General features: G+C 69.9%; 29 protein-coding genes and 1 pseudogene. 19 read left to right on the top strand and 11 right to left on the bottom strand.

Annotation, left to right across the window (positions count from 1 at the left end; translation table 11 throughout):
• The first annotated feature begins 106 nt into the window (after positions 1-106).
• Both ABZ404_RS11160 and ABZ404_RS11155 read left to right on the top strand, forming a co-directional pair.
• On the top strand, positions 107-829 hold the full coding sequence (locus ABZ404_RS11160; RefSeq protein WP_358833338.1) for a hypothetical protein: 723 nt from the start codon (positions 107-109) through the stop codon (positions 827-829).
• 7 nt (positions 830-836) lie between these two features.
• Complete coding sequence (locus ABZ404_RS11155; protein ID WP_358833337.1) at positions 837-1,304, top strand: hypothetical protein; 468 nt, start codon at positions 837-839, stop codon at positions 1,302-1,304.
• Positions 1,305-1,421: 117 nt separating this feature from the next.
• On the opposite strand, the gene ABZ404_RS11150 is transcribed toward ABZ404_RS11155, so the two are convergent.
• The 3 genes from ABZ404_RS11150 to ABZ404_RS11140 all read right to left on the bottom strand — a co-directional run bounded on the left by ABZ404_RS11150 (position 1,422) and on the right by ABZ404_RS11140 (position 3,533).
• On the bottom strand, positions 1,422-2,648 hold the full coding sequence (locus ABZ404_RS11150) for a site-specific integrase (RefSeq protein WP_358833336.1): 1,227 nt from the start codon (positions 2,646-2,648) through the stop codon (positions 1,422-1,424).
• Complete coding sequence (locus ABZ404_RS11145) at positions 2,648-2,860, bottom strand: helix-turn-helix domain-containing protein (RefSeq protein ID WP_358833335.1); 213 nt, start codon at positions 2,858-2,860, stop codon at positions 2,648-2,650. Before ABZ404_RS11145 ends, ABZ404_RS11150 begins: the two co-directional genes overlap by 1 nt.
• Before the next feature lie 388 nt (positions 2,861-3,248).
• Complete coding sequence (locus tag ABZ404_RS11140; protein ID WP_358833334.1) at positions 3,249-3,533, bottom strand: helix-turn-helix transcriptional regulator; 285 nt, start codon at positions 3,531-3,533, stop codon at positions 3,249-3,251.
• 364 nt (positions 3,534-3,897) lie between these two features.
• Between ABZ404_RS11140 and ABZ404_RS11135 the strand changes: the two genes are divergently transcribed.
• From ABZ404_RS11135 to ABZ404_RS11075, 13 genes and pseudogenes are all read left to right on the top strand, one after another.
• Positions 3,898-5,022, top strand: coding sequence for a DUF3631 domain-containing protein (locus ABZ404_RS11135; protein WP_358833342.1), 1,125 nt, complete (start codon positions 3,898-3,900; stop codon positions 5,020-5,022).
• Positions 5,023-5,229: 207 nt separating this feature from the next.
• Positions 5,230-6,117, top strand: a complete 888-nt coding sequence (locus ABZ404_RS11130) for a DUF2637 domain-containing protein (RefSeq protein WP_358833333.1) — start codon at positions 5,230-5,232, stop codon at positions 6,115-6,117.
• 268 nt (positions 6,118-6,385) lie between these two features.
• Positions 6,386-6,905 (top strand): annotated as a pseudogene (mobC, locus tag ABZ404_RS11125) (plasmid mobilization relaxosome protein MobC).
• Positions 6,902-8,611 (top strand): mobilization protein, encoded by a 1,710-nt coding sequence (locus ABZ404_RS11120; protein ID WP_358833332.1) that lies wholly within the window; start codon positions 6,902-6,904, stop codon positions 8,609-8,611. Before mobC ends, ABZ404_RS11120 begins: the two are co-directional and overlap by 4 nt.
• Positions 8,612-8,781: 170 nt before the next feature.
• Positions 8,782-10,011, top strand: coding sequence for a helix-turn-helix transcriptional regulator (locus tag ABZ404_RS11115; RefSeq protein WP_358833331.1), 1,230 nt, complete (start codon positions 8,782-8,784; stop codon positions 10,009-10,011).
• A gap of 56 nt (positions 10,012-10,067) precedes the next feature.
• On the top strand, positions 10,068-10,508 hold the full coding sequence (locus ABZ404_RS11110) for a hypothetical protein (protein WP_358833330.1): 441 nt from the start codon (positions 10,068-10,070) through the stop codon (positions 10,506-10,508).
• Entirely contained in the window at positions 10,508-10,711 is a 204-nt protein-coding gene (locus ABZ404_RS11105) for a hypothetical protein (RefSeq protein WP_358833329.1), read from the top strand. The genes ABZ404_RS11110 and ABZ404_RS11105 overlap by 1 nt, the downstream gene beginning before the upstream one ends.
• 158 nt (positions 10,712-10,869) lie before the next feature.
• On the top strand, positions 10,870-11,715 hold the full coding sequence (locus ABZ404_RS11100) for a glycosyltransferase (protein WP_358833328.1): 846 nt from the start codon (positions 10,870-10,872) through the stop codon (positions 11,713-11,715).
• A gap of 20 nt (positions 11,716-11,735) precedes the next feature.
• Positions 11,736-12,623 carry an aminoglycoside phosphotransferase family protein gene (locus tag ABZ404_RS11095; protein ID WP_358833327.1) on the top strand — a complete coding sequence of 296 codons (888 nt, stop codon included), beginning with the start codon at positions 11,736-11,738 and terminating at the stop codon, positions 12,621-12,623.
• Complete coding sequence (locus ABZ404_RS11090; RefSeq protein WP_358833326.1) at positions 12,620-13,354, top strand: glycosyltransferase; 735 nt, start codon at positions 12,620-12,622, stop codon at positions 13,352-13,354. The genes ABZ404_RS11095 and ABZ404_RS11090 overlap by 4 nt, the downstream gene beginning before the upstream one ends.
• A gap of 14 nt (positions 13,355-13,368) precedes the next feature.
• Positions 13,369-14,247, top strand: coding sequence for a PIG-L family deacetylase (locus ABZ404_RS11085; RefSeq protein ID WP_358833325.1), 879 nt, complete (start codon positions 13,369-13,371; stop codon positions 14,245-14,247).
• Complete coding sequence (locus ABZ404_RS11080; protein ID WP_358833324.1) at positions 14,244-14,855, top strand: hypothetical protein; 612 nt, start codon at positions 14,244-14,246, stop codon at positions 14,853-14,855. Before ABZ404_RS11085 ends, ABZ404_RS11080 begins: the two co-directional genes overlap by 4 nt.
• 260 nt (positions 14,856-15,115) lie before the next feature.
• Positions 15,116-15,934, top strand: coding sequence for a glycosyltransferase family 4 protein (locus ABZ404_RS11075; protein ID WP_358833323.1), 819 nt, complete (start codon positions 15,116-15,118; stop codon positions 15,932-15,934).
• Here ABZ404_RS11075 and ABZ404_RS11070 read toward each other — a convergent pair.
• From ABZ404_RS11070 to ABZ404_RS11055, 4 genes are all read right to left on the bottom strand, one after another.
• Complete coding sequence (locus tag ABZ404_RS11070; protein ID WP_358833322.1) at positions 15,931-16,917, bottom strand: phosphotransferase; 987 nt, start codon at positions 16,915-16,917, stop codon at positions 15,931-15,933. The two genes, ABZ404_RS11075 and ABZ404_RS11070, sit on opposite strands and share 4 nt — an antisense overlap.
• 46 nt (positions 16,918-16,963) lie before the next feature.
• Positions 16,964-18,274, bottom strand: coding sequence for an MFS transporter (locus ABZ404_RS11065; RefSeq protein WP_358833321.1), 1,311 nt, complete (start codon positions 18,272-18,274; stop codon positions 16,964-16,966).
• 478 nt (positions 18,275-18,752) lie between these two features.
• Positions 18,753-18,956 (bottom strand): hypothetical protein, encoded by a 204-nt coding sequence (locus ABZ404_RS11060; RefSeq protein WP_358833320.1) that lies wholly within the window; start codon positions 18,954-18,956, stop codon positions 18,753-18,755.
• A 103-nt stretch (positions 18,957-19,059) separates the two neighbouring features.
• Positions 19,060-19,752 (bottom strand): hypothetical protein, encoded by a 693-nt coding sequence (locus ABZ404_RS11055; RefSeq protein ID WP_358990329.1) that lies wholly within the window; start codon positions 19,750-19,752, stop codon positions 19,060-19,062.
• 267 nt (positions 19,753-20,019) lie between these two features.
• On the opposite strand from ABZ404_RS11055, the gene ABZ404_RS11050 reads away from it, so the two are divergent.
• Complete coding sequence (locus ABZ404_RS11050; protein ID WP_358833318.1) at positions 20,020-21,201, top strand: hypothetical protein; 1,182 nt, start codon at positions 20,020-20,022, stop codon at positions 21,199-21,201.
• Positions 21,202-21,653: 452 nt separating this feature from the next.
• Here ABZ404_RS11050 and ABZ404_RS11045 read toward each other — a convergent pair whose 3' ends face one another.
• Together ABZ404_RS11045 and ABZ404_RS11040 are read right to left on the bottom strand one after the other, a co-directional pair.
• The gene (locus ABZ404_RS11045; RefSeq protein WP_358833317.1) at positions 21,654-22,094 is read right to left on the bottom strand and encodes a hypothetical protein; all 441 of its coding nucleotides are present in this window, start codon (positions 22,092-22,094) and stop codon (positions 21,654-21,656) included.
• A 26-nt stretch (positions 22,095-22,120) separates the two neighbouring features.
• Entirely contained in the window at positions 22,121-22,762 is a 642-nt protein-coding gene (locus tag ABZ404_RS11040; RefSeq protein ID WP_358833316.1) for a helix-turn-helix domain-containing protein, read from the bottom strand.
• A 132-nt stretch (positions 22,763-22,894) separates the two neighbouring features.
• Between ABZ404_RS11040 and ABZ404_RS11035 the strand changes: the two genes are divergently transcribed.
• Both ABZ404_RS11035 and ABZ404_RS11030 read left to right on the top strand, forming a co-directional pair.
• On the top strand, positions 22,895-23,569 hold the full coding sequence (locus tag ABZ404_RS11035; protein WP_358833315.1) for an NAD(P)H-dependent oxidoreductase: 675 nt from the start codon (positions 22,895-22,897) through the stop codon (positions 23,567-23,569).
• 2 nt (positions 23,570-23,571) lie between these two features.
• Positions 23,572-23,886, top strand: coding sequence for a multidrug efflux SMR transporter (locus ABZ404_RS11030; RefSeq protein ID WP_358833314.1), 315 nt, complete (start codon positions 23,572-23,574; stop codon positions 23,884-23,886).
• Positions 23,887-24,009: 123 nt separating this feature from the next.
• Here the strand turns inward: ABZ404_RS11030 and ABZ404_RS11025 are convergent, their stop codons facing one another.
• Both ABZ404_RS11025 and ABZ404_RS11020 read right to left on the bottom strand, forming a co-directional pair.
• Positions 24,010-25,365 (bottom strand): deoxyribodipyrimidine photo-lyase, encoded by a 1,356-nt coding sequence (locus ABZ404_RS11025; protein ID WP_358833313.1) that lies wholly within the window; start codon positions 25,363-25,365, stop codon positions 24,010-24,012.
• An 84-nt stretch (positions 25,366-25,449) separates the two neighbouring features.
• Positions 25,450-25,887, bottom strand: coding sequence for a MazG nucleotide pyrophosphohydrolase domain-containing protein (locus ABZ404_RS11020; RefSeq protein ID WP_358833312.1), 438 nt, complete (start codon positions 25,885-25,887; stop codon positions 25,450-25,452).
• A 470-nt stretch (positions 25,888-26,357) separates the two neighbouring features.
• On the opposite strand from ABZ404_RS11020, the gene ABZ404_RS11015 reads away from it, so the two are divergent.
• Complete coding sequence (locus ABZ404_RS11015; RefSeq protein ID WP_358833311.1) at positions 26,358-26,801, top strand: hypothetical protein; 444 nt, start codon at positions 26,358-26,360, stop codon at positions 26,799-26,801.
• The last annotated feature ends 104 nt before the right edge of the window (positions 26,802-26,905 follow it).

The following is a 26,905-nucleotide window of genomic DNA, read 5'->3' as shown; positions in this document are numbered from 1 at the left end:
TCGGGGGACTGGCCGACTGCCCGCTTCGGGGAGGATTCACATGGGACGCCGCACCAAGTTATTGACCGGACGTGCTGCCGCCACGCTCGCACTCGCACTGATTCCTATGGCTCTCGGGCCCCTGTCCGCCGCCCACGCGGACGGAGCGCCGGAGTCCGACGATCCGATCGTCGTCTCGGACACCGGCAACGCCACGGCCAAGTTGACCATCGTCCTCGACAAGCAGGCTCCGGAGGACCGCCCTCACGGCGACGACACCCCGGTGATGTCCGACGAGCAGGTGGCCGACGAGCTGGCGAAGTTCAACGACGTCGTGGACGTCACCTCGACTCCCGAACCAGCAGGCACGCTTTCGGCAGAGGAGTTGAGCGTTCTCTCGGCCGACAACTCCTCTCAGGACACTCCGGAAGCTGCGGACGATACCGCTACCCCGATGCGTGTCGACCCGGGCGGCGGAGGTGGCCGGTCCGTCCTCAAGTGCTACGACAACCGGAGTTGGAGCGACGCACGCGGCACCTTCATGGCGCGCCACAACTGCGCCTACAACAACATCAACTGGGGATACAAGATCTCCCCGGCGGTACGGGCGATCATCAGCAGTCCCGTGCGCGAGACCGGCCTGCGCTGGTGGAAGAACAGGAAGAACCAGCCCGCGAACAGCCCCCACACGGTCGGCTCGTCGTACCTGTTCCACGGGACCATGGGCAAGGTCAACGCGTGGGACGCGGTGGACTACCAGGACTACATGACCTTCTCCGTCAAAATCGGTGGCCGCACCGGCCGCGGCACGCTCACCTTCGCCGGCGGCGTCGTTCCGATCCGCGGATAATCCCCGCATGCATCCCACTGAGATGGTGACCCGTCAGGCCGAGGCGATCGCCGACCGCCTCGGCCTGACGGGCCGGTGCGAGATCTCGGTCGTGACCGTTGGGTACGACCCCACAGCCCTCACGAGGGAAACCGCTACTGCCCCCTTCCCGGCGGAGGCGTACAGCTCCTGGCTTGCCGTGCAGTCAGGGCCAGCGCCGCTCGACGATGAGCCACCCCTGGACGAAGGCGTCCACGTCCTGGTCTCCAGCGCCGACGAGTCCACGCGGGTCCACCTGCCTCCGGACATGGAGGACGTCGAAGCCCTCGTGCTCCTGGCCGACCGGCTGCAGGACTGGGCCATCGAGCTGACGCACGGCCAAGCCCTGCCCCCATGCCCAGGGCACCCGCACCCGATGTCCGCTGCCGCGGTGGACGACAGAGCGGCCTGGGTCTGCCCTGCCAGCCCCGACCAGGCGTTGCTCTTGATCCCCTGACCCGCCGACCCCGTCACAGCGCCGCTCCGAGCCGACCGAACCCGCACTCAGCGGGAGTTGTCAGTAGACACGCCGCAGGGCCGGACCAGCGGGTCACTGGCCCAGCCCTGCGGGTGCTCAGACTTCCCCCACGACGGAATCCTCGACCGTGCCACACGCGCGTGGGAGGAAGGGGTGGATGGTCGCCCCTTCGCCTGACGGGAGCTCGGTCGCCTCTGCACTCGCTTCGTCACGCTGACGGCGCACGTCCACGTCGATCGCACCAGCGAGCTTGCGCTGGTGCTTGCGCGTCGAGTGCTGGTAGATCAGCTGGGCCCGCTCCGAGGAATGACCGGCGCGGACCATGAGGTCCTTCATCTTCGCGCCGGTGTCGGCGGCGATAGTGTTGCCTGTGTGCCGCAGGTCGTAGAAGCGGAAGCCCTCAGGCAGCCCGACCTGGTCGCGGGCCTTACGCCACTTGCGGCCGAAGGTCGTGCCGCGCAGCCGGGCACCGCGCTCGCCGACGAAGACCAGGCCCTCGGGGCCGGCCTCGGCGAACCAGTCGAGGTGGCGTCGCACATCCAGATGCATGAAGCCGGGCAGCGCGATCTCCCTCTTGCCCGCGCGGGACTTGGGGTCACCGATCACCCGGCGGCCGACGTTCAGCTCGGGCGCTGCCCTACGTACCTGGAGCGAGCCGCCGTCCGGGGCGAAGTCCTTGCGCCGCAGTTCGGCCAGCTCCTCCGGGCGCATGGAGGCGAAGGCCCCCAGGAGAACCATCAGCCGCCAGCGGATGCCGATCGCCTCGGCGACCGCGAAGACCTCCTCGACGGAGGCAACGGGGCGCTCGTCGGCTTCCTCCTTACCCGCGCCCGGGATGCGGCAGGGGTTGCGGCGGATCAGGTCGTCGTCGACCGCCGTCTCCATGACCGCCTTCAGCAGCCGGTACGCCTTGGCCACCTGGGTCTTGCCCGTGGCCTGCAGCCGCTCGGCCCGCCATGTGCGCACCTTGGCCGGGCTGATGACGTTGACGTACTGCTGTCCGAACGTCGGGGCGAGGTGGAGGCGCAGCAGGCGGCGGTACAGCTCCTCCGTCGTCGGGGCGACGACGCGCTCGTCGATCCAGCGCTTGGCGTAGTCGGCGAACGGCACCTCGCCGGCACTGGGGTCGAGCCAGTCGCCTCGCGACTGGTCGGCCTGAATCTGCGCGAGGAAGACCTCGGCGTCCTTCTTTGTCTCGAACGTGTCCGGGGCCGGGCGCAGGACCCCGTCCGTGCCGGGGTAGCGGGCCTGGTACCGCCCGGAGGGTAGCTTGCGTATGGCACCGAAGCTGCGGCGCGGCGCCTTCTGGCGCGGACGCCCCACTAGGCCGCCCTGCCGTAGCGGGAGCGCCGGGTGCGGACCGGCTCGACCGTCCGCTCCTCTATATATGCGGCCAGGACGCCGTCGGCAATGCGGACGTGCTTGCCGACCTTGACGTACCGGATGCGGCGCTCAGAGACGAGGCGGCGGATGAAGCGCTCGCCTACGCCGAGGCGTTCGGCCGCCTCGGCGACGCTGAGGAGACGGTCAGCCATAGGTGATCACCTCCTTCGTGCAGTGAAGGAGGTACTGGTGGAGGGCAGGGGGCGCCATCGCCGTGCGGTGCAAGCGGGGGTTCCTTTCGCGGCTCGGCTGATTCGTCAGCAAACAACCGGCCGGTTTCGTTAAGGCGGGATAGCCAAAGCTGGCCGTTCCGCAAGAAATACTGAGTCATGAAGGAATGGGTAGAACTGGGGTGTAGACGGCAGCCTAAGACCGTCCTCGCGCACTTCCTGTCCTTCTGCGCGCTGGGGCCTTACAAGGTCGACGTAATGACTTCCTTCCGTGAAATAGACAGACTCCTGGCATGGACTGGCGCGACGAGCGGGCCAGGGACACCAATGGTCCGGAGAATCCCCGGTTTCGCTAACCGGGGATCGTCGGCTATGTTGCGCCCACCCTGTCCGGCCCGGGCCGCAAAGGAGGACCGGCGAGGAGGGCGTGCGGCGGGGTTCCGAGGGCGGCGGCGATGGCGACGAGGTCGTCGATGTCGCAGCGTCGGACCGTGCGTTCGACGCGGGAGAGCGCGGTGAAGGTCATGGGTCGGCCCAGTGCGGTGACGCGTGCGGCGAGCTGGCGCTGGGAGTAGCCGCGTGCGGTGCGGGTGCGTTCGATGGCCTGGGCGGCGGCCTGTCCGGCCGGTCCGATTTCGAGAGGGCGTGGCGGCATGGGTGTGTTGTAGCTTGCACACCATCCGCTGAGGAACCCTTTTCCTGTCTGCTGTGAGCGATGGCGACGCCAGTGAATTCACGGTCTGATTTTGTGGACCGGGATTTGGGGTCTACCGTCATGGGGCCGACGAACAAGTTGTGGATTATTCCAGAGCTGACTCTGGACTTTCCCGCACCGGGTGTGGCTGTGTTGTCCACGCACCCCGGCACCGCCGGATTCCCCGCCCCGTTTTCGACAGATGGTCGCCGACGCCTGCGACCGTCAGTGAAGGAGCCGCCCCTTGGAAACCAACACCCCGCTTCCCTCTCCCGAAGGCGCTCAGCCGACCCGGCCGCCAGTCGCGGCCCCCGGCGAGCCGCCCATATCCCCGCCCGACCCCGCCCAGTCCTCCGAGGGCGAGCAGGTGCTGTCCGACCTGCGCGCGCAGTTCCGGCGCTACGTCGTCCTGCCGAGCGAGGACGCGCTCACGGCGGTGACGCTGTGGGTGGCGGCCACGCATCTGCAGACGGCGTGGCAGCACGCCCCGCGCCTGGCGGTCGTCGGCCCCGCCAAGCGGTGCGGCAAGTCGCGTCTGCTGGACGTGGTCACCGAGACCGTGCACGACCCGCTGATCACGTTCAACGCCTCACTCGCCGCCGTGTTCCGGTCGATCACCGACCACCCGCCGACCCTGCTGGTCGACGAGGCCGACACCCTCTTCGGCTCGGCGAAGGTCGCGGAAAAGAACGAGGAGATGCGCGGCCTGCTCAACGCCGGCCATCAGCGCAACCGGCCGACCCTGCGGGTCTCCGGCCCCAACCACGAGGTGGCGAAGTTCCCCACCTTCGCCATGGCCGCCCTCGCCGGGATCGGCGACCTGCCCGACACGATCATGGACCGGTCGGTGGTGATCCGGATGCGCCGCCGCAGGCCGGGCGAGAAGGTCGCGGAATTCCGCACCGTACGGGACACGCCTGACCTGCACACCCTGCGCGACCGGCTCGCGGCCTGGCTCCTCCCGCTCCACGCAGAGGCGATGGACCTGACCCCGCCGATGCCCGTCGAGGACCGTGCCGCCGACACCTGGCAGCCCTTGATCGCCGTCGCCGACCTCGCGGGCGGCTCCTGGCCCGAGGCCGCCCGGTCCGCCTGCCTGGCAATGACGCAGTACGAGGCAGAGCAGGACCAGGACAACAGCAGCCTGGGCATTCGCCTCCTGAGCGACATCCGCCGGGCCTTCGCCGCCGAGGGCAATCCCTCGGCTCTGCGCACCAGCCGCCTCCTGGACCTCCTGAACCAGGACGACGAGTCGCCCTGGCCCGGGCACACCGACAAGGGTCTGACCCCACGCGGCCTGCAGATCCTGCTGAAGGACTATTCCCTCAGCTCGTCCAACCGCCGCTTCCCCGGCAACATCCAGGCACGGGGCTTCACCCGCCTGCAGTTCGCCGACGCCTGGGCGCGCTACTGCCCCGACCCCGAGCCGGAATCCACGACCGCCGCCTGACCCGCCACGACTCGTCGCGACTCATCCCCGCGCAGGTCAGCGCCGTTACGGGTCATCTGCCCGCAACGGGTCGACCCGACATCACCGACGCACCCGTACCTGCTCTGAGCAGGCACGCAACGAGTCGCGACGAGTCGGCGCCCCCACGGCCCCAGCTGCCTCCCCCTGACAGTGGCAGCTGCCCAATCCCACCAGGAGTGCCTCCGCTTGACCTTCCCCACCCTCGCCAGACCCTCCCTGATATCGGGGACCGGCGCGATCCGCCTCGGCGTCGCCCTGCTCGCCGCGTTCGCCTTCGCCCTGTCCTACGACGCCCTGCGGCAGATGGCCGTCGCCATCCACATCCGCGGGCCGCTCACCTACGCCTTCCCGCTCGTGATCGACGGGTTCATCGCCATCGGCGTCGGCGCGCTACTCATGCTCCGGACCGCCCCAACAGGCTCCCGCGCATACGTGTGGGTGCTCGTCGGCGCGGCCACCGTGACCAGCATCTGGGCCAACGCCCTGCACGCAGTCCGTCTCAACCAGCAGACCCGCCACGACGACGGCCTCCGCCTCGACGACCTCACGGTCGGTGCCCTGTCCGCCATCGCGCCGCTCGCTCTGGCCGGCGCCGTCCACCTCTACCTCGTCATCCGGCGCCAGCCCGCTCCTCCCGCTGCGGAGCCGGACGGCACTCCGAGCCACAACCTCGTCGGACAAAGCCACAACGACACCAACGGTGCCAAGCGCACTGCCTCGGTCGGCGACGCTCCCGATGCGCCGGAGCCGAACGCCGTCGACGTGCCTCGTGTCTCTGCCGACGTGGCTTCGGACACGCCCAGCGTGTCTGAGGAGCCTCCCCCCTCCGCCGCATCGCAGGACCAGGGGACCGGCACGGTCTCCCCGGAACGGCTCGCCCTCGCACGTACCGCGCCGCTAGGGCGCAAGGGCCGCGCCTCGCGCCGCCACATCGAAGGCACGTTCCGCAGCAAGGGCCTGACCATCGGCAGCCCGGAGGCGGACAGGCTGAAGAACATCCTCCAGTCCGAACTCGACCAGGCCGCCTTCCAGCGGGAGACGAAGCTCGGCACGACCCCTGCTGACGCCGCCTGACCCTTGCCACCGCCCCGCTCCGGCGACTCGATCGATCGCCTCACCCGGCTCACCCCGTGTCTCCATACGACAGTGCGGGGACACGGGGTCCGGGCACAGAGCCGGGCACCCGACACCAGCACCCCCGGAGAACCGACTCATGTACGACCAGGACCACGAACGCCCCATCACCCAGCAGGAGATGACCACAACCTCAGCCACCGCGTCAGCAAGGTATCCCGCTGGACCGTCCACAGGGCGGTCCCACGGGGAAGCCTCCGCCCCGGGGGTGGCGGAGGCAGGCGGGCACCAGGGGGTGCCCGCGGAAGAAGAGACCGCCGACGCCGATCTCGCCGCTGCCGCGTGCCGCCGAAGCAGCCGCCCTGCATCGCGTCGCCCGCCGCCGCAAGCCCGACCCCAACGGCCAGCGCAAGAAGCGCGTCGATGCCCGCTACAGCGTGGAAGAGAAGGCAGCGATCCAGGCCAAGGCCAAGTCGCTGAACGTCAGCGGCGCTCATTACGTCGCCGTCGTCGTCCTGGCCCACGTCCACGGCGACCTCACCGTGCCCGGCCAGCGCACCGAGCTGGACGACTACATCGACGAGCTCAACGCCCTGCGCCAACAGGTGGCCGCCATCGGCCACAACGTCAACCAGATCGCCAAAAAGCTCAACTCCGGTGGCCGTCCACAGCATGGGGACAGTGCCCTGCTCGCCCAGACCGACCGGACCCTGAACGCCGTAGGCACCGCCGTCGGCCACATCGCGGCAGCGGCCAACCAGGCTGTCAGCCACAAGGCGGCCCGATGATCGCGAACATCCGCGGTGGCAAGAGCACCGCCGGCCTGATCCGCTACCTGTACGACACCAAGAAAGCCAAGGCCCACACCGACCCCCACCTCGTCGCCTCCTGGGACGGCTTCGCCCCCGACCCCGGCCGCACCACTGACGGCTTCGACGCCACCGAGAAGCTCCTCGTCGCCGACCTCGACCTGCACGTCAAGCAAGCCGAGCGGCTCGGCCGCGCACCCGAACGCCACGTGTGGCACTGCTCGATCCGCGCCGCCGAAACCGACCGCCACCTCAGCGACGAGGAGTGGGGCGACATCGCCCGCCGGGTCGTCGCGGCTACCGGCATCGCCCCCGACGGTGATCCGGACGGCTGCCGGTGGGTCGCCGTTCGCCACGCCCCGGACCACATCCATATCGCGGCCACCAAGGTCCGAGCCGACCTGCGCACCGCCCGCCACTGGAACGACTACCTCACCGCCGACAAGGAACTGGCCGCCATCGAGATCGAGTACGGCCTGCGGCAAGTCGTGCGCGGTGACCGCACCGCCGCCAAGCGCCCCACCCGCGCGGAGAAGGAGAAGGCCCAACGGGCCGGCCGCGCCATGACGGCCCGCGAGCAGCTGCGTTTCACCGTCCGCACCGCGGTCTCGGTTGCCACCAGCTCCGAGGAGTTCCTCGGCATCCTCGCGGCCACCGACGGCGTGCTCGTCGAGGTCCAGCGCTTCCCCTCGGGCGACACCCGCGGGTACAAGGTCGCCCTCGAAGGTGACACCAACGCCGCGGGCGCGCCTGTCTGGTACTCCGGCTCCAAGCTCGCCCCCGACCTGTCCCTCCCCCAGATCCGCGACCGCCTCAACGCCGCCGACCAGCCCGCCCAGACAGGGCGGCAAGACCGGCCCGACCCGTGGCACCAGGCGAGCGCTGCCGCCGAACGCATCCCCGACCGCCTCGACCAGGGCGACGACGCAGCCGCCCAGGCCCACCTGGCAGCCTTCGGTGAAGCCCTCGACGTCCTGCCTCTCCTCGCGCCCAAGGAGATCCGGCCCCAGCTTCGCCAAGCCGCAGCCGCCTTCGAACGCGCCACCCGCTCCCGCATCAGGGCTGAACACGAACACGCCCGCGCCCTGCGCGGCGCCATCCGGGCCGTGCGCACCCAGCCGACGGCGCGCGACGCCTCCATGCTGGCCCTGTTCCTCGACGTGGCCATCCTCGTCGTCATCGCTGCCGGACGATGGCACCAGCTCCGCCAGCACGACCAGCAGGTCGTCGCCGCCCGCGAAGCTCTCAGACACCTACAGTCCGCCTACGACCAGGCAACCGCGGTCCCGCTCGCCGTCCTCGCCCGCCGGACGCCATCGGCCCCCACAGTCGAACGGCTTGTCGCCCTGGTCCACCAGGCCCTGCCCGCGCACGCCTCACAGATCATCGACGATCACGCCTGGGCAGCCCTTGCCACCGCCCTCTCCAACGCCGAAGCTGCCGGGCACGAGCCCGCCACGCTGCTGAAGCAGGCAGCCGACCAACGCCCACTGGACGACGCCCGCTCCCTGGCGAGCGCGCTCACCTGGCGTATCCAACGCCTCACCCAGCAGTCCACTCCGGCTGACCGAGCACGAGCCGCCCGTCACCGGACGGCCCCGGGCACCCGAACGGACCTCGCGGCCCAGCGCCGGCCGCTTCCTGCGCAGCAGCCAAGCTCGGCACGGGGATACGGCAGTCGCTGACCGCCAAGGGCCGCGCCTCGCGCAGCGCAAGCGGTCGGCCTTGCCTGAGCCGACTCGCCGTTGGGCTGGCATGGGTACCGTTCTGAGGGAGACGCCTGAACGGACGGAGGCACCATGCCATGCCGAACGCTTGAGCCAATCCGGCCCATCAATAGGTCGGGGGCGAGCTGATGCTGGAAGAAGCCGAGGAGATCGGCCGCCGCGCTCGTCGTGCCCGACTGCGCCTGGGCATGCCGCAGGCCGACCTTGCCGCCGCCCTGGGCAAATCGCAGGGCTGGGTCTCCAAGATGGAACGCGGCCTCATCGAACTGGACCGGGTCGGCGTACTGAACCTGCTGGCGGCCGAACTCCACGTACACCCCAATGACCTGATCGGCCGCCCCTACACCAGCTCTCCCGACGAGAACCAGTGGCAGGTCGCCGCGTCGTCGATCCTGAGGGAGCTGCGCCGCTATGACCTGACGCCGGTCTTCGACGGCACCCCGCGCCCCGCGGCGAGGCTGTGGCGGGAGGTGACGCGGCTGCACCGGCTGCGGGATGCCGCCGCGAACGTGGCCATCATGCGCGTCCTGCCGGACCTGCTCCGCGAATCGCGCGCCCTTGCCGAGGTGGCCACCGGTCACGAGCGGGAGGAGGCGTACGCCATTTACGCGGTTTGCTGCAAGTTCGCACACACCGCCGCCCACTCTCTGGGCCACCCCGAGCTGGTCGCCATGGCCTGCGAGCGGGCGGCCTGGTCCGCACGGCTGTCCGGTGACCCCGTTCTGCCGGCGGTCGCCGACTGGATGAGGGTCTGGGACATGTGGGCGAGCGCGGACTGGGAGGACGCCATCGCCTTGTCCGACAAGGCCATCAGCACCGTTCAGCAGGGATACGAGCGGGGCGAGCCCCTGGCCGTACGGGCGTGGGGCGCGCTCCAGCTCCGAGCCGCCGTCTCCGCCGCGCGAGGCGGCCGGTCGTCGGAGACCGAGGACCGCATCGGTCTCGCCAAGGCAGCGGCCGACCGCATGAGCGAGTACACCGGTGCCCCGGTGTACGACCGGCACTCGCTGACGTTCTCCCCCGGCAACGTCCAGATCCATGCCATCAGCGTGGCTCTGGAGATGGGCCAGCAGCGCAAGGCACTGTCGCTGAACCACCGCACCAGCCCGGAGCTGGTCGCCTCCCTGCCCAACTCCCGTCAAGGGCACCACCACATGGATCTCGCGCGCGCCTGGCTGTGGGACGGCAACCGCGACAAGGCGCTGGGCGAGCTGGAGAAGGCGGAGCGGATCGCACCCCAGCTCATCCGCAACCATCCCATCGCCCGCTCCACACTGCGCGGCATCGTCTACGCCGAACGGACCTCCACGCGAGAGAAGTTGCGGCGCATGTCCGACCGCTTCCACCTGGACGGATAAGGGTCGTATTCCTCTGATTCATATTCGCACCCCGGCCCCTCCCTAACTTCGGGGGCATGAGCGGACGACCAACGCCCCATCTGCCTTCGCAGGGGGCCGAGTTAGGCACGGCGGCCCCCTTCTACCCCCAGCTCGGCGAGCTCGCCGCCGACACCGCCAAGGACGGCCGCGTCGGCGTCGTCGTCACCCTCCCCGGCGCAGGCGCCGCGACCTACCACCTGCGCCCGCCGGGCGGCGGTGCGCAATGGTCCGCGCCGGCCGACGCCAGCACGTTGAAGCCGGTCCCTGCCAAGGTGACCCACGCGACCCTGCTCGTCACCGACGCGATCTACGACCGGCGCGCCAAGCAGGTTTCGCTGGCCATCCTTGTGCATCACGAGGATGGCGGCAGCAGCGAGGCCACGCTGATCCTCACGCCGTCCGACATTGAGCAGCTGCACGCCCGCACCGGACGCATCCTCGCCGACCACGAGTGGTTGCCGAGAGGGGCGCTGTGATGCCGCAGGGGCGGCACCGCGTCCCCGGCCTCGGGCAGGGCACCCCGGCCCGTTGTGACTCCGGCGGCATCGCCCTGACCGTCCTGGCCGTGCTCGGCCTCGCCGGACCCGCGTGGACCCTGCGCGACCAGGCCGCCGATCTCCTCTCCGCCGAACGGCCCACGGCCATATCCATGCCGGACACCGCCGAGCCGGAAACGTAGACGGCTCGCCAGGAACACAGACCTCCTACCGGTTGCCCGAACTGCTTCCGGTACCGGCCGCCTGGAGGCGCCGGTACCGGGAGCTCTCCTCCTGCCCGCCCGGCGGGTCGGACCGCGTCGAACCTCGCCCTGGAGGCCCTCTCGTGTACGCGATCGGCATGTGCGTCGATTCCCACTACCTGTTGCCCGCCCTGGTCACGCTCGGGTCGCTCGCGGACCACCTGCCAGTGGCCGACCGTCGTGAGGGCGCTGTGCGCGTGCTGACCAACGGCCTGTCTCCGGGGCAGGCCGTCGTGATGGAGTCCTTCGCCCGCCGCTGCGGGTTCGGCTCCTTCGACCTGCGCTGGCAGACCCCGCCGCCCGAGAGCATCATGGCGGACAGTGCCTACATCTCGGTCGCCACATACCTCCGGTTCGGGTTCACCTCGGGTTTCCTCGACCGGCCGTTCCTGATTTACATGGATGCCGACGTGCACATACGCGGCAATGTCTTGGTGCCCCTGAACGCACTGCCGACGGACCGGATCGGCGTGGTACAGGACGAGTTCAATCCGGCCGTCGGGCAGTGTCCGGCCCTGCCGGGTGTCGCCGAGCGCTGGCCACACCTGGTCGGGCGCCCGTACTTCAACGCCGGGATGCTGTGGGTCCCCGCGCCCATGCTCCTCCCCATGCGGGCGGGGGTGCAGCGGGCCCTGATCGGGGGGCGGCGATACATCAAGCACAACGACCAGTGCGCCCTGAACCTGTGGCTGCTGTCCTCCGGCGCCGCCCACCCCGTCGGGCCGGTCTTCAACCGGTTCGAGGTGGACCGGTTCCTCGAACGCGGAGACTGGGTCCGCCGGGTCCTGCGCCGCCCGGCCACCCGCCAGGACGGGCACGTGGTGCACTTCGTCGGAGACCAGAAACCGTGGATGCGCTCGTGTCCCGGCACGGAGGACGTGCGCGTCTACCGGCGGCAGATGCGCCGCACGCTCGCACACCTGGGCCGGGCGGGTACCCGGTGATCGGCGGCACGGTCTTAGCGGTGGAGCGGGCCTGCACGCAACTGGCCGGGGCGCCTCCGGCCCAGACCACCCACATCTGCGGCGCGCCGAAGACGGCTGTCTTCCGAGTCCTGCTCGCCGACAGCCGACGGGTGGTGGTGAAGCTGTTCGCGGTCGGCGCCTCGCACGGCGCGGCCGACGAGGCCCGTCTCTTGGCGGCCGTCGCCGAGTCCGGGCGGGTGCGGGTGCCCGCCGTGATCGCGCACGGCCCCGTCCCCGGCCTTACCGTCTCCGCCCTGATCACCGCCGACGCCGGAACGAAGACACTGGGCGACGCCCTTCGGGTCGGGCAGATTTCGCGTCCGGCAGCCTTGCTGCGGCTCGCCTTACTGATGGCCGCCTTCCACTCCCTCCCGGCCCCAGCCGGGATCTCGCAAGCTGCCGGGATCGATCGACAAGTCACTGATCTATCCGCCCACTGCCCCAAGCAGGTCTTCACCCGGCTCGCGCCCGCTCTGGAAGTCATCGCGGCCGGGGCCCGCCGGGAACACCTGGTGTGGTGCCACGGAGACCTCCACCTGGAGAACGTGATCTGCGGAGCTGACCGACAGCTCATCGCCGCCCCAGATGTCGAGCCCCACCTGCCGGAGTACGTCGTGGACTTCGAGGCCACGACCGTGGAGGTCCCCGAATACGACCTCGCCCAGACCCTCGTGACCTGCGACGCGCTGGGACCCTCCGAGCGCGTGTTCATGGCCGCCGCCTACGGAAGGCCCGTCGACACCCGTCTCCTCGACGCCTACGTGGCCTTTCAGGCCGTACGCGGCTGGACCTACGCCGCCCAGCGAGAGGGCCGCGACCGCGACGTCTGGTCAGCCCGCCTTTACCAAGCCGTACCTCCTCCAACTGGAGAAAGGATCCCGCTGTGACCGACCCCGATCCCGACCTGTCGGTGATCATCCCCGCCTACAACGAAGCCAACTACCTTCCCCGCTACCTGCCCACCGTCTTCGCGTCCCTGCGCTTCTGGGAGGCGGCCTCCGGCCAGCGCGGAGAAGTGATCGTCGTGGACAACGCCTCCACCGACGACACCGCCGCCGTCGCCAAGGTGCTGGGCGCCCGCGTGGTGACGGAGCTGGTCCGGAGCATCGGTCTGGTCCGCAACACCGGAGCCCGGGCGGCCGAGGGGCGGATGTTGTTCTTCGCGGACGCCGACGTGGCCCTGCCGCTGGAGGCGATCACGGCCGCTGCCGCCGCGATGGAAGACGGAGCCGTCGGCGGAGCGATCCCGCCGCTCTATACCCCCGCACGGCTCGGAGCCCGTCTGCTGTGTGCCTACTGGGACCACCACCGCTCCCGGAACGGAGGCGCGCAAGGGGTCACCCAGTTCTGCACCCTGGACGCCTTCAAGGCTGTGCGCGGATACCGACCGGACTACTTCATGGGCGAGGACATGGAGTTCTTCGCCCGCCTGACGGCCCACGGCCGCACGGCCGGCCCGGTCGCGGTCCTGGAGGACTTGCGGGTGCGGCCCTCCACACGCCGCTACGACGCCTGGTCCACGGCCCGGATGCTGTGGTGGCAGAACCCGCTGATCGTCCGGTTCGGCCTGACCTCCCCGCGCTTGTGGCGCAACTGGTACTCCACCACCGTCCGATGATCGGAGACCTTGAGGTGACTCGCCTTCCTCTGCCGGATGCCGACGGTATCTACACCTTCCCCACCGACCTCATCGCCGCCCACCGAGAGTGGATGGACTCCCTGAGCAAGGCGAAGGAGATCATGACGCTGACCTCGCCGCTGACCCTCTCGCCGTACTGGATCGAGCGGCGCAAGCCATCCGGGCGGCCCGTCGTAGTCATCGAGCCCCATCACGACGACTTCATCCTGTCCGCCTCCGGGTACTTCCTCGCCCACCCTCGGCCGCTGACCGTCGTCACCGCCTTCACCCGCTCACGCAGCGTCCACCCCTCCCTCGAAAGCACCTACAGCAGCTTGGAGGCGGTCTCTGACCTCCGTGACCGCGAGGCCGCCCAGTCCTTGTTACCTCTCGGAGCCGCCCGAGTAGGGCTCGGGCTCAAGGACGCCGAGAAGCCCTACCGGGCTCCCGACCCCGTACAGGTGGACCAGATCACCACCAAGCTCGCCGAATTGCTGGATGGGATGGAGGAGGTCGAGCTGATCACCCCGGCCGCCGTCACCCGCCACCCCGACCACCTCGCCGTCCACGAAGCTGCCCGCCGCCTGGGCTGCCGCTGGTTCTGGGAGGACGTCGCGTTCTGGTCCACCTACGCGCTGTCCGGCTGCGACCGACAGCTGTTCCGGGAGCGGGCCGGGGACGAGCTCATGCCGGAGGTGAAGGACATCACCGGCACCGTTCTGGACAAGGTGACCCTGCTGCACATGCACGGCTCCCAGATGCACCCGGTGCGGAAGATGTACCGGCCGATCCGGCACGCGCACACCGTGGCCGCCGACATGCTGCCGGACGTCGACAGCCGGACGCCGAGTCAGTACGCGGAGCGGTTCTACCGGATCGGGGGGACACGATGATCCTCGGTCTGGAAGGGCCCTCGTACGGGGGCAAGACTTCAGCGCTGGGGCAACTGTGCCGGGTGCCGGCGATGCAGGGCGCGATGTTCTTCCCCTGCTACGTGAAGTCGTTCACCCGCCGCGAGGACATCCCCACCCCCTCCACTCGGTCGGCGGACGAGCAAGTGGAGGCGTTCATGAGGTTCATGGAGATCGAGGCGGACCGCGTTCACGCAGCCCGCCAGCACGACGGGCTGATCGTCCTGGACCGCACCGTCGACACCCTTTTGGCCCACGCCCACGCCATGGACGAGATGTACGGCTTCGGGGTCCTGCCCGAACTCCGGCGCCGAGTGCAGGACCTGCCTCACCTGCGGCCGGACCACACCCTGTACCTGGACGTGGCGCCCGAGTTGCTGCACCTGCGGCGCAAGGCGGCGGGGCACCACGAGGTGGAACCGGAGTACTTCCTCCATGACCCCGCCCTCCTCAGACACTGCCGGGACTACTTCTGCCACCCCGCTCACCGGCACATGGCCAGGGAGGTAGCCGTGGCCGACGGCGACGGCGACCGTCAGGAGACCGCCACCGTCGTCCAGGCTCTGTTCACCTACTGGGCGGGCCGATGACGGGGCCGACGGTGGTATTCGCCTGGCGACGGACCCCGCCGCCGCTACTCATCGGCGGCGCGGAGGTCTCCCAGCGTTTGCTCGCGGAGGAGTTCGCCCGTTCCAAATGGCAGGTGATCTACCTCGGCAGCCACGAGGCCCCATGGGACGGGTCGCCGCAGATCGGGCGCCTCCGTGCCCATCTCCAAGCCCACGGCATCGCATGGGAGGAAGCCCGTGGGAAGATCCGCTACACGTGGAATGGGGTCCGTTGCCGGGCTGTGCCCCAGGACCAGGTGGAGAAGGTCCTGCGGGAAGTCCTGGGCACAGTGCCGGCGGAGCTGGTGGTGACCTCACAGGAGGGGGCGGCCGACCTCGCCGCCCTCGCCCGCCGGTCCTCGCGGGCTGCCGGATGGCTGCACTCGGCCTCGGCCAACAGCATGGACGTCCTCCACGGCGAGCCACACGTCGCCCTCGCCACGTCAAAGTTCGTCGCCGAACGTGCCCAGTCCCAGGCCCATACGAAGCCGGTCGTCTTCTACCCGCCCTTCACGCCGGCCGGCGGCGACGAGGGCCTCCTCACCGCAGGCCACAGCAGCTCCGGTCATCTCCCCGGTGGCGTGCTGATGGTCAACCCGATCCCCGCCAAGGGGGCGGCCCTCCTGCACCAGCTGATCCACCGGCTCCCCGGCCGGCGGTTCACCCTCGTCGAGGGATGGTGGGACACCGCCTGCGAGTTCACCGGTTACCCAAACGTCGACTGGGTGCCCCGTACCTACGCCATGGGACCGATCTACGCCGCGAACGACCTGCTGCTCGTGCCCTCCCAGGTCGAGGACGCCTTTCCCCGAGTGATCGTGGAGGCCGGGCTCCACGGCGTTCCCACGGTCGGCTCGTCCCGGGGCGGCATCCCCGAGGCGGTCGGGGACGGCGGGTTGATCCTGCACCCGGACGACGTGGACGCCTGGGTGCAGGCAATCGAATCTGTCGACCGGGCCGACCTCGGCGCGAAGGCCCGCACGCGGGCCATGCCGCTGGTCCGGCCGTGTATGCCTGAGCTGGCTGCCGCTGGGCTGATCCCCGCGGCAGCCACCGGCTAGCGGGCCGCGAAGGCGGCCTGGACCTCGTCGGCTCGGTCGGTCCACCAGTGCAGCAGTTCCTCGTCCGCCAGGAACATCTCACCGAAGGCGGGGTCTTGGCGGTCGAGGTAGAACTCCAGCTGCCAGAAGTCGGTCATTCGCTTCCACCACAGCCGCTTCACGGCATCGGCGAGGTCTTCCTTCGACAAGTCGATCACGGACCGGTAGCCGGAGCAGAAGGCGGCGACACGGTCGAGGTCGAAGACGCCACCGACCCCGAACTGCACCTGCGCGGTCCGCGCCACCTCCTCCCCGTACGGACGGACCCCAAGCCGGTCCCAGTCCAGGACGGCAACGACCCGGCCGTCCTGCCGAAGCAGGTTGCGGTACTGGAAGTCACCGTGCGTCCACCCGTAGGGCCCAGCCGGCACCTCGCCCTCCGGCCGGGCAACGGTGTACCGGGCGAGGAGGGCACGCCGGTCGTGCAGGGCCTCGATGGCCGCCTTGTCGAAGTCGGTCACCGGCTCAGCGGGCAGTCGGACCAGGAGCGCGGCGGCTGCCTGGTCGGCCTCGGCCACGTCGCGGACCTTCGCTGCCGGTGCCGACTCCGGGAGTGGGCCGGGGCCGTGCCGGCGCAGGCCCTCGTGTAGGCGTGCCAGGAGAGCGCCGAGATCGCGAACCTGGTCGAGCGAGAGGTCCGTCCCTTGAACGTGCTCACCGTCCACCCAGGGCAGAACGCAGTAGCCGTGCCCGCCCACCTCCACTACGAGGTCCCCGCCATCAGCGGGCAGCGGCGCCGGAACCGGAATCCCGTCACGAGCCAAGTCTGCCAAGACCGCGAGGTTCCTGCGGACCTTCGGCAGAGGGACGTCGACGATCTCCTTCACCGCGTACGCCCCGGCAGCCGTCTCCAGCCTCCAGTTCCGATTCATCAGGCCATGGGCGACGAACTGCTGGTCGCGCACCTCGCCCAGCCCGAAGACGTGGGAGAGGGTAGGCAGCACCGCTGGCCAATCGGCTTCTTGAGTCGATTTCGTCACGCCCAGCACGCTACGCCGACGCTGCATCCCGCGTCTGAGTTCCCGCAGCCGGGACCGCCTCGTCTGCCAGCGACAGCTGCCGGACCTGACCGATGGCCAGCGGCACGATCGCCGCTGTCGTGATCACCACGGCCCCCGCTGCAAGAGCTGGCCGCAGCCCCAGGTACCGCGACAGCGGACCGGCGATCAGGTAGCCGACCGGTACCGGAAGGATCTGGCCCAGCGTCGAGTACGACATCGTCCGGCTCAACTTATGGGCCGGAATGCGTTCCTGGACCAGTGAGGCCCACGTGGTCATGCTGACCGCCAGCCCCGTCCCGGCCGCCACTGTGGCGGCGACCAGGACCGGCAGCGGGGAGGTGGCCGCCATAGCGGCCAGCGGCAGGCCCATCGAGCCGGTGCCCAGGCACACCACCCCCCCGACCAGACGGGGCTTCCACAGCAGCGCGAGCGCCGCCCCGGCAACCAGTCCAGCGGTGAACCCGGACGCGACCCAACCCCACGGCGCGGCCCCGCCCAGCACCTCCAGGCCGTAGACCGGGCCGAGGAGCTGGTAGCCGACCAGCCACACCGGTACCACCACGGACGCCTGGGCGACCATGACCCACAGCCAGCGCCGGGAACGGAAGTCCACCCAGCCCTCGCGCAGGTCGGCCAGGAACCCGGTACGGACCTTCACCCGAGCGGTGTTGAGGTCTATCCGCGCGCACAGGGCGGCTGCCGCCGCGAACGTGGCCGCGTCCCAACCGATCACCCAGGCCGGGCCGACAGCGGACACCAGGACGCCGCCCAGCGCAGGACCCGCGACCTTCACGGTGTTCTGGCCGATCTTCAGCAGCGCGTTCGCCGAGTGCCGCCAAGGCTTGGGGACCACCTCAACGACCACGCCCACGGTGGCCGGGGTGAAGAACGCCGACGCCGCCCCGCACGCCGCCGACATGACCACCAGGTGCCATACCGTGGCCGACCCGAACCAGAGCAGCAGCGCGGCCAGACCCTCAGCCGCCGCCGACACCACATTCGTCCACACCATCACGCGCGCCCTGGACCACCGGTCCGCGACGACCCCGCCCACCAGCAACAACACGATCTGCGGGCCCATCCCGGCCGCCAGCACGAACCCGAGACTCCCCGCGCCACCACCCAGGTGAAGCGTCGCGAACGCGAGCCCGATCGGGGCGACGGCTGACCCGGTCCACGACAGCAGACGCGCGGCGAAGTGGAGCCGGAACTGCCGCACGCCGAGCGGGGCGACCGCATCGCGCAGGCGGGCGGAACGGTCGGTGGCACCGCGTCGTGCGGGCTGTCGTACGAACCGCAAGATCCACTCCGCCCCGGAAAGACGAAATCCCCAGCAGCAGATCGCCACCGGGAACCCGCCCAACACTAGGACAACTCGAAGATCGTGTGTCCCGGACGCACACAACCGCCCACAAACGCCGCACTGGTGCTTCTCGCCCGGTTCTCGATCAGATCGAACCGGGGCCGGAACCCTGGGTCCCTCCCGGCAGTCGCGTCCCCGTGGATGACCGCTCCAAACGTCGGCGCGAACGTATGCCGCAAACGCCTCCCCCGGGTGATCGTGGAGGTGGGCTCCACGGCGTTCCCACAGTCGGCTCGTCCCGGGATGGCACCCCCCGTGGCGGTCGGGGACGGCGGCGTGATCCTGCACCCGGACGACCTGGACCCCTGGGTGCAGGCAATCGAATCTGTCGACCGGACCGACCTCGGCGCGAAGGCCCGCGTGCGGGCCTTGCCGCTGGTCCGGCCATGTCTGCCCGAGCTGGGTGTCACTGGGCTTATCCCCACTGCTGCCACCGGCTAGCTGCCACGAAGGCGGCCTGGATCTCGTCGGCTCGGTCACTCCACCAGTGCAGCAGTGCCTCGTCCACCAGGAACATCTCACCGAAGGCGGGGTCCTGCCGGTCGAGGTAGAACTCCAGCTGCCAGAAGCCGCTACCCGTCTGGACGGGTCGGCCGCGCTTTGCATGCCGAGCAGCCACGACCGGCGGAAACGGGTCTCATGACGCAACTGCGCCACTAGGAGCCGAGACGAGCCCAGTATCCCGGGGGGTCTGACACACGCACCACTACGCCCGACGAAAGTCAGCCGACCGGCTTCCAGGTACCGCAGCTGCGCGAGGTGAAGAATCCGTCCGAGGAGCGGATCACGACGGTAATCTCCTGCGCCGCCGTGGCGAACTGGTTGGCCAAAATCTCCCCTGAGCGCGATGTCCGCTCCCAGTAGCAGTCCTGCAACTGGCCTGTGGTCCTGTACCTGCCCGGGGCGATTGCTTCCGCGTCTGTTCCCGGTTCACTCTTCACGGTAAAGGTGCCGTCGCTGTACGTGTGGACGTAGTCACCCTTCAGCGCATCGAGCGCTGTCCTCGACCACTTCGGGCAGAGCTTCGGCATTCCCTGGCGCAGAATCGCGGTCTCGTCGGCATCAGGCTTCTGTGCCACGGCGAGCCACTCGCCTGGTTCTGTACCAGAGCTCTGCTGATTGCTCATCGACTCGCAGATGTCCTGCACGTACGCGGCGGGCGAGCCCTCATAGAGATCATTCACTGTGAGCCCTTGACCAGCCGCCCACTTGTCCAAGTCGCCTTCCGGGGTGTCTGGGTAGGCCGGAGTCGCTGGAGGCATCGAGACGCTGAAGGACGAAGCGGCACCGATCTCGGCGGACGATGAGGTACTCGGTGCACCTGTTGTGGTACCGCCCGCGCCGGAACATCCGGCCAACAGCGCGATCACCCCTGCACCGGCTAACACAACCGCCGCCCTGCTGTTCCCTTTCATGGCGAGCATCATCCGCCCCCGTCCCGGAGGAAGGGAACCCACAGGGTGGCGCCAGCAGCGCGGCTTCGCTTCGGTGCTCATCATGGGGAGGGCCGTCAACTGACCAGGGCGCTGGCGCCCCGATCAGGACAGTTCCCGGCGGGTAGGACCTTCGGGCGCCGCACTGAATCGTTAAGCCATATTTTTTTCATACCAAATGTGTCATTATCGTCGGCGGTTCATCGCGTTCCGAGCCTCGCTGTCGGTGGGATGCGTGAGACTGTCGATGTGCTGATCGGTCTTCTCATCGTGGGTAGCGAGCTGATGCTGGCGGTCGCGATCACTTTGATCAACATTCCTGGGCCAGTTCATCGCTGGGCGTCGCGATCTGTAGAACGCTTCGAGCGACTCAGGGACGTGTCGGGGGTGCGTCGGGCTGGCCCGCTTCTGACGCAGGCACTGCTGCTGCCGCCTCGAATACAAAACCGCGTAGGCGGCCACGGACTGGCCCCTCAGTATGTCGTGCGGTGGTGGCGCGCCCGGCCCCTGGCCATGCCGATCAAGACACTCGAGTTTGGCTTGCTGCTATTCGTCCTGGTGAACGTCGACAACATGGCCGACTGGGGGCATCTGCGGTTGAGCGCGGATCCCGGACCACATCCAGGCGTGGTGCAAGCCCTGTTCAGCGCCGTCGTAGCTGCGCCGATGTCCGTGCGTACGTGGGGCTTTGGCGCGATCGGCAAAGTTACATCGCTCCTGTTCTGGGCCTTGATTTTTATCGCTGAAGTGCTGCTCCTCAAGCGATCAAACCTGACCAGCACCGGCAGCGTCGCAACACATGCCGCCTATGACCTCGAGACCCTCCCTGGGTACCCGGACAAGAAGAAAGCGCGAACGGAGTACCGGCGCTGCTGGCCTGTTGTCGCGCTACTGACGGTCGCAGCTCAGTGCGCCACGGTCCTCCGTCGCTGGGAGGAAACCCAACCGGACTGCCAGATCCCAAGAGTTTCCATGCAACCGGTTGAGCAAGCCATCTGGAGGGCCCATCGCACCCGCCGCGCCAGAGCCAGACGGCACAACGAGCGTCAGTTCAAGACTCATGCCGCGCTGGTGGTAGGCGCGCTGCGAAAGGCCGAAGCACGACAGGACTCCGAGCCGGGCCGCGCCCTTGAAGACCTCACCGTGATGCTGCTGACGATCGCCGAACGCTACGCCGAGGGCCGCATAGGCGACCTTCTCGACGCAGATCAACTAGCCGGAGCGGATCCCGCCGCACCGAGGGAACGGTTGCGGATGCTTGCGGTGGGACTCGTGGTCGTCGTGGTCATGGCTTGTGCGGCCGTTCTAGGGCTGCCCGAGGCTGCGCTCGTCCCTCTGCTGCCAGTAGTGGTCTTGTTTGTCGCGGTCGTCTTCAACCGCGGTCGGATGCCGACTGCAGGTCAGCTCACCGATTTGATCATCCCTCGGTGAGTCGCAACAGCTCGTTGAAGCCCTCCTCACCTCGTACACAGAACTTCGCCGTGGAGCCAAGAACAACGTCCGGTGGTTCGTCGCTCCTTGCCGACGAATGCCTGCCGACGTCCTCTGCATCCGCGACGCACGCTCGGCAGCCTCCTGCATCGCACAGCGACATCACCGTCCGACTCCGCTGGTCAAGCTTTTACGAACCGCAGCCGTCGGCCCGTGCCACTACGTGCAACTCGCAGCGGTGCACGGCGGTCACCAGAGGCTCTTCGTGCCACCTGCCGCCAGAGCCATTACGCAGGCGTTTTTGCAGGTCAGATCCCCCAAGCCCCCTTGAGCGCCGGGTGATTCCCAAGCTCAGAGCGCGGGTTCGATTCCCGTCACTCGCTCCATAGCAAAACCCCAGGTCGACGACCTGGGGTTTTTCTGTGTCCAGAGCGTTTTCCGCGGGCGTCCCTTCACGCGCCGGTTCGTGGCGCCGGGAGGCCCGGATCGTCGATGTCGACGGCGATCTCGACCCCGGAGGTCGAATGGAAGGTAGCGACGTTCTCCGTCAGCCGGATCCGGTCGAATGGATTGGATTCGCTGAAGAATATCGCCCATACCAGCGCGCGGTCGGCAGTCAGGCGGGCGACGAAACCCTCCGAGCCGTACGAACCCTCGCCGCCCCACAACAGCCCCCTCTCTCCCAGGTCCACGGCGGCCAGCCCATCGACCGAGGACACCCGGGACGGGTCGTCTTGCAGTAGTTCCGTGAGGTCGAAGGGGGCCAGCACCGTGAAACCCGCCGGTGTGGCGCGGTCGAGGGCTATGTCGTAGGAGTTCCCGTCGGCGTAGTGGAGCGCGTCCCTGGTGGGCAGTTCAAAGCTTCTCCACAGGTTTTCGATCGTGGTTGTCATCCGGCGCCGCCTCTCCGTCGCCCGGCTCAATGACCGAGAGTCCGTCGTGCCAGGGCCCCGAGGCTCGCCGCGATGTGTTCCCTGCTCAGGCCCAGTTCGCGCTGGTGGCGGAAGAGTTCGGGGGCCAGGGGAGCCAGGAGGTGGTCCGCCAGGGGCTGGGGGTCGGGGAGGGCCGCCTCGCGTACGAGGTGGGTGACGTGTGCGTGCCAGAAGCCGTACGCGCCCGTGCCGTACCGTGCCGCCCCGGTCTCCGCGCCCAGGGCCAGCGGGAGGTGTGCCTCCAGGAGCGTGGTCATCTCGGCGTAGAACGCGGCCAGTCGCTCGGCCGGGGGCGCGGGCCGTTCGCCCGGACCGCCGCCGGGGCCCAGCGGCGGTGCGCCGCGCAACAGTTTCTCCTGGAGCGCCCGCTCGTGCTCGTCCAGCAGGGCCCGGGCGATCGCCGCCCGGTCGGGATAGCGGCGGTAGAGCGTCCCGCGGCCCACCCCGGCCGCCTTCGCGATGTCCTCCATGGTCACCGAGGCCGGGTCGCGTTCGGAGAAGAGGCGTGCGGCCGCCGCGAGGATCCGGGCCCGGTTGCGGGCCGCGTCCGCCCGCTCGGGCGGGGCGGGGGGAGCCCCGGCCCCGGGGGGCAGCGGCAGCAGGGGCCGGGGCGGTGTCGGTTCGCTCATGGCAGCACCGTAGGCAGGAAGTGGACAAGGTGTCCAGTTAGGCGTACGGTCCGGACCGAAGCTAAGTGGACGGCGTGTCCACTTAGTGGGTCGCGTCGAGCGCCGACGCCCTCCACCTGCCAGGGAGCCCCCATGCCGCACCTCCTCCACCTCGACTCCAGCGCCCGCCGCGACTCCTTCTCCCGTCGGCTCGGGGCGACCTTCGTCGCCGCCTGGCGGGCCGCCGGCGGGGGCGCCGTGACGTACCGGGACCTCGCCGCCGAACCCGTGCCGCCGATCGGGGAGGCGTGGACCCGTATCTGCGACACGCTCCTGCGCGAGGGCATCACCGACATCCACCGCTACGGCGAGGCCGTGCGCACCGAAGAGGAGCGGGCGGCCTGGGCGGTCGTCGGGCCGCTCCTGGGCGAACTGGTCGCCGCCGACGTCGTCCTCGTGGGGGCGCCGATGTACAACTTCGGCGTCCCGGCCGCCCTCAAGGCCTGGATCGACCAGGTCACCTTTCCCAAGATGGTCCTCGCGCCGCGCAAGTTCGTCGTCGTCTCCGCGCGCGGCGGCGCCTACGGCCCCGGTCTGCCCCGCGAGCCGTTCGACCACCAGGGCCGCTATCTCCTCGACTTCTTCCGCGGCCACTACGCCGTCGAGGACGCCGAGGTCATCAGCGCCGAGCTGGTCAACGCGGGCGTCGACCCCGCGCTGGCCGCGCGCCGCGGGGAGCAGCGGGAGTCGTACGCCGCCGCCACCGCCGCGGCCCGTGAACTCGCGCAGAAACTCGCCCACTTCACCGTCGCCGACCGGGAGGACTGACCGTGCCGTGGATCTGGCTGCTGCTCGCGGGCGCCGTCGAGGTCGCCTGGTCGCAGAGCATCGGGCCGACCGAGGGCTTCACCAGGGTCCCGCAGACCCTGCTCTGCCTGCTCCTCATGGTGGGCGCGGTCTACCTGCTGTCCCGCGCCATGGCGGAGCTGCCCGCGGGCCTCTCGTACGCGCTGTTCACCGGCATCGGCACGGTCGGGGCGATCGTGCTGGGCGCGGTGGTCCGGCACGAGCCGCTCGGGCCGGGCCGGGTCGTGGCCCTGCTGCTGATCGTGGCGGGGCTCACGCTGGCCCGGCTGACCGCGTGATCACCGGGTTCCGCCGTGCCACCCGGCTGGCCGCGTGATCACCGGGTTCCGCCGTGCCACCCGGCTGGCCGCGTGGCCGCCGGGTTCCGCCGTGCCGCACGAACCACCGCATGACCACCGGGTTCAGCCGTGCCGTCGCCCCCGTTCGAACCGGTCCCGCCCCTCCTCCAGTTCCACCAGCGGCCCCGGGTAGCCGGTGGCCCGTGCCTCCCGGGGAGGGAGTTTCCACGGTTCGTGGATGTGGCGGTCCGGTACGTCCGCGAGTTCGGGGATCCAGCGGCGCACGTACGTACCGCGCGGGTCGAGGCGTTTGCCCTGGGTCACGGGGTTGAGGACGCGGTTGGGGCGGGTGTCGGTGCCCGTTCCCGCCGCCCACTGCCAGTTCATTTGGTTGTTGGCGATGTCCCCGTCGACCAGCAGGTCGAGGAAGTGGCGGGCGCCGACGCGCCAGTCGGCGTACAGCGTCTTGGTGAGGAAGCTCGCCGCCAGCAGCCGGCCCCGGTTGTGCATCCAGCCCTCGTGGGCGAGTTGGCGCATCGCCGCGTCGACGAGGGGGTAGCCCGTGCGGCCCGCGCGCCACGCCTCGGTCTCGCGCGCGTCGTCGCGCCAGCGGTCGCCCCGGGCGCGGTAGTCCCTGTGCGACGTCTCGGGGCGGGCCGCGAGGACCTGGTAGTGGAAGTCGCGCCAGGCCAGCTGCCGTACGAACGCCTCCGCGCCCGGCGAGGGCCTGCTCCTCGCCAGCTGGACCAGCTCGGCCGCCGACAGGGCGCCGAAGTGCAGGAACGGGGAGAGGCGGGAGGTGGTGTCGGCCGCCAGGTCGTCGTGGCCGTCCGCGTACCCGTCGAGGCCGGACGCCAGCCACGACCGCAGCCGCTCGCGCCCGGCCCGCTCGCCGCCCCGGGCCAGCCCGGGCGAGGTCCCCTCCACGTCCGTACGCGGACGCAGCGGCTCCGAGGCGGTCTCGGGGACCCGCACCCGGCGCGGCGGCGGGACCACGTCCCGTACGCCTTCCTGGGTCCAGCGGCGCAGGTACGGGGTGAACACCGCGTAGTGGTCGGAGCCCGCCGGGGTCACCTCGCCCGGGGCGAGCGCCGTCACCACCGCGTCGTGGACCACCAGCGCGCCCCCGGGCAGCGCGTCGCGCAGCGCCGTCTCGCGCCGCACCGCGTACCGGCTGGGGCCGCCCGCCAGGTGCACCCGGCGCGCGCCCGTCTCGGCCACCACGGCGCGCACCTGCTCCACCACGTCCCCCGAGCGCACCACCAGGCGGCCGCCGCGCTCGCGCAGGCCGGTGTCGAGGTCGGCGAGGCAGTCGGCGAGGAAGGCCCGGCGGTTGGGCGCGTCGAATCCCGCCGCGCGCACCCCGTCGTCGTACACGAACAGCGGCACGACCTCGTCGGCCTCGCGGACGGCGGCGTGCAGGGCGGGGTTGTCGTGCAGCCGCAGGTCGGCGGTGAACAGCGCCACGGAGACGGTCATCCGCCCATCCTCCGCGAGCCGCGCCCGTGAGGAGGGGAAGCGCGGCCGGGAGTCACCCCCGCCCCGCCCCGGGGCGGGGCCCGCTCAGCCGCCCCACCCCTGTTCGCGCAGGACCGCCGCCACGTCCGGCGCCCGGTAGTGCTCGCCCTTGAGGACCTTGCCGTCGGCGCGCAGCACGGGGCGCCCGTCGGGGCCCAGCTTCGTCATATTGGCGCGGTGGATTTCCGCGATGACCGCGTCGAGGTCGATGCCGTGGACCAGGGCGGTGCCGTACGCCACGTACACGACGTCCGCCAGCTCGTGGGCCAAGTGGTCCAGGGGGCCCGCCACGGAGACCTCCGCCGCCTCGGCCGCCTCCTCCACCAGGAGGTCGCGGCGGTGGGCGGCCAGCTCCGCGGGGATCTCGGCCGGAGTGGTACGGGCGTCCAGACCGAAGGTGGTGTGGAATTCCCGGACGAGGGACGCGGGACTCGGCGCGCAGGTGGAATCGCAGGCTTCGGTTCGCTGTACGGGGGTGCTCATTCGCCCCACTTTACGTTCCCCGCCCCCGGCCAACCCGCCGTTCCCGTACGCCCGTTACTCCCTGGCCAGGAGGGAGTGGATCTGCGGCCAGGAGGGAGTGGATCTGTGCATCTGCGATCGGCGCGGGCCGCCTCGGGGGGGCCGCCGACGCCCGGGTCGCCGGGGCCGGGGAAGGACGGCTGCGTACACACGTACGCACGCGCTATCGGCGGGGCGACTGTTCCTGGCGCCTGACTCGGTGTCATAATGTATGGGTAGCCCTTCGTGCATCCCCCGTCGCGAAGGGCTACATCTCTGTCCGGGCACACCCGAGCGCGGCCGTACGCGGCTCTGCCCGGTTCCGGGCATGGCGTGGCCTTCACACGGGCAAGGGACTCCCCTCGTGGCCCCCTGCCCGTGTTTTTTCGAGTTAACAGTGGCGTAGAGTGTTTGTGCAAGCCCAGTTCCGACCAGACGGGGTGGGGGGACAGATGGAAGACCACACGCCTGAGTTGACGACCCTGCAGCAGAAGGTCGCCTACATGGTGGAGAAGACCTTCCCCGGCGAGACCGTCTCGGGGCGGGCGTTCTCCGACCTGGTGAAGGAGCGCGGCGGGCATCTGTCGCACAGCTACTTCTCCAACATCCTCGCGGGCAAGGTCACCCACCCTTCCGAGGACATCCTGAAGGCGCTCGGGCTCGGCTTCGGAGTCGACTGGCGCTTCTTCAAGGAGGAGTCCGAGGTCGTCGACGACGTGGTGGCCGGACTCCAGTTCCTCGCCAAGCGGCGTACGGGCGAGATCAGCGGCCTCGCGGGGCGCGGGCTCGACGACGAGGGCCTCTCCGCCGAACTCCTCCAGTTCGCCCTCTCCCTCCTTGAGGAGACCAAGGGCGCCGAGGGCGGCGAGGGCGCCGCGGGCACCCGGGGGAGCTAGGAGGGCACCTCCGCCCGGGAGCGGAGTCCTGCCCCCGGTCACCCGGTCCTGACCGTGGTCGTGTTCATGCCCGTTCGTTAAGATGCGCCGATCCATCGCATGCC

It is taken from the genome of Streptomyces sp. NPDC005878 (assembly GCF_040629815.1).
Lineage (GTDB): Bacteria > Actinomycetota > Actinomycetes > Streptomycetales > Streptomycetaceae > Streptomyces.
The sequence above is the reverse complement of the archived record's forward strand: the minus strand, read 5'-3'. Positions and strand labels throughout refer to the sequence as shown.

Excerpts from the sequence above, each read along its gene's own strand:
- ABZ404_RS11160 (WP_358833338.1), top strand. The coding sequence starts at position 107 with ATGGCTCTCGGGCCCCTGTCCGCCGCCCACGCGGACGGAGCGCCGGAG.
- ABZ404_RS11155 (WP_358833337.1), top strand. The coding sequence starts at position 837 with ATGCATCCCACTGAGATGGTGACCCGTCAGGCCGAGGCGATCGCCGAC.
- ABZ404_RS11145 (WP_358833335.1), bottom strand. The coding sequence starts at position 2,860 with ATGGCTGACCGTCTCCTCAGCGTCGCCGAGGCGGCCGAACGCCTCGGC.
- ABZ404_RS11140 (WP_358833334.1), bottom strand. The coding sequence starts at position 3,533 with ATGCCGCCACGCCCTCTCGAAATCGGACCGGCCGGACAGGCCGCCGCC.
- ABZ404_RS11120 (WP_358833332.1), top strand. The coding sequence starts at position 6,902 with ATGATCGCGAACATCCGCGGTGGCAAGAGCACCGCCGGCCTGATCCGC.
- ABZ404_RS11115 (WP_358833331.1), top strand. The coding sequence starts at position 8,782 with ATGCTGGAAGAAGCCGAGGAGATCGGCCGCCGCGCTCGTCGTGCCCGA.
- ABZ404_RS11110 (WP_358833330.1), top strand. The coding sequence starts at position 10,068 with ATGAGCGGACGACCAACGCCCCATCTGCCTTCGCAGGGGGCCGAGTTA.
- ABZ404_RS11105 (WP_358833329.1), top strand. The coding sequence starts at position 10,508 with ATGCCGCAGGGGCGGCACCGCGTCCCCGGCCTCGGGCAGGGCACCCCG.
- ABZ404_RS11100 (WP_358833328.1), top strand. The coding sequence starts at position 10,870 with ATGTGCGTCGATTCCCACTACCTGTTGCCCGCCCTGGTCACGCTCGGG.
- ABZ404_RS11080 (WP_358833324.1), top strand. The coding sequence starts at position 14,244 with ATGATCCTCGGTCTGGAAGGGCCCTCGTACGGGGGCAAGACTTCAGCG.
- ABZ404_RS11055 (WP_358990329.1), bottom strand. The coding sequence starts at position 19,752 with ATGAAAGGGAACAGCAGGGCGGCGGTTGTGTTAGCCGGTGCAGGGGTG.
- ABZ404_RS11045 (WP_358833317.1), bottom strand. The coding sequence starts at position 22,094 with ATGACAACCACGATCGAAAACCTGTGGAGAAGCTTTGAACTGCCCACC.
- ABZ404_RS11040 (WP_358833316.1), bottom strand. The coding sequence starts at position 22,762 with ATGAGCGAACCGACACCGCCCCGGCCCCTGCTGCCGCTGCCCCCCGGG.
- ABZ404_RS11035 (WP_358833315.1), top strand. The coding sequence starts at position 22,895 with ATGCCGCACCTCCTCCACCTCGACTCCAGCGCCCGCCGCGACTCCTTC.
- ABZ404_RS11025 (WP_358833313.1), bottom strand. The coding sequence starts at position 25,365 with ATGACCGTCTCCGTGGCGCTGTTCACCGCCGACCTGCGGCTGCACGAC.
- ABZ404_RS11020 (WP_358833312.1), bottom strand. The coding sequence starts at position 25,887 with ATGAGCACCCCCGTACAGCGAACCGAAGCCTGCGATTCCACCTGCGCG.
- ABZ404_RS11015 (WP_358833311.1), top strand. The coding sequence starts at position 26,358 with ATGGAAGACCACACGCCTGAGTTGACGACCCTGCAGCAGAAGGTCGCC.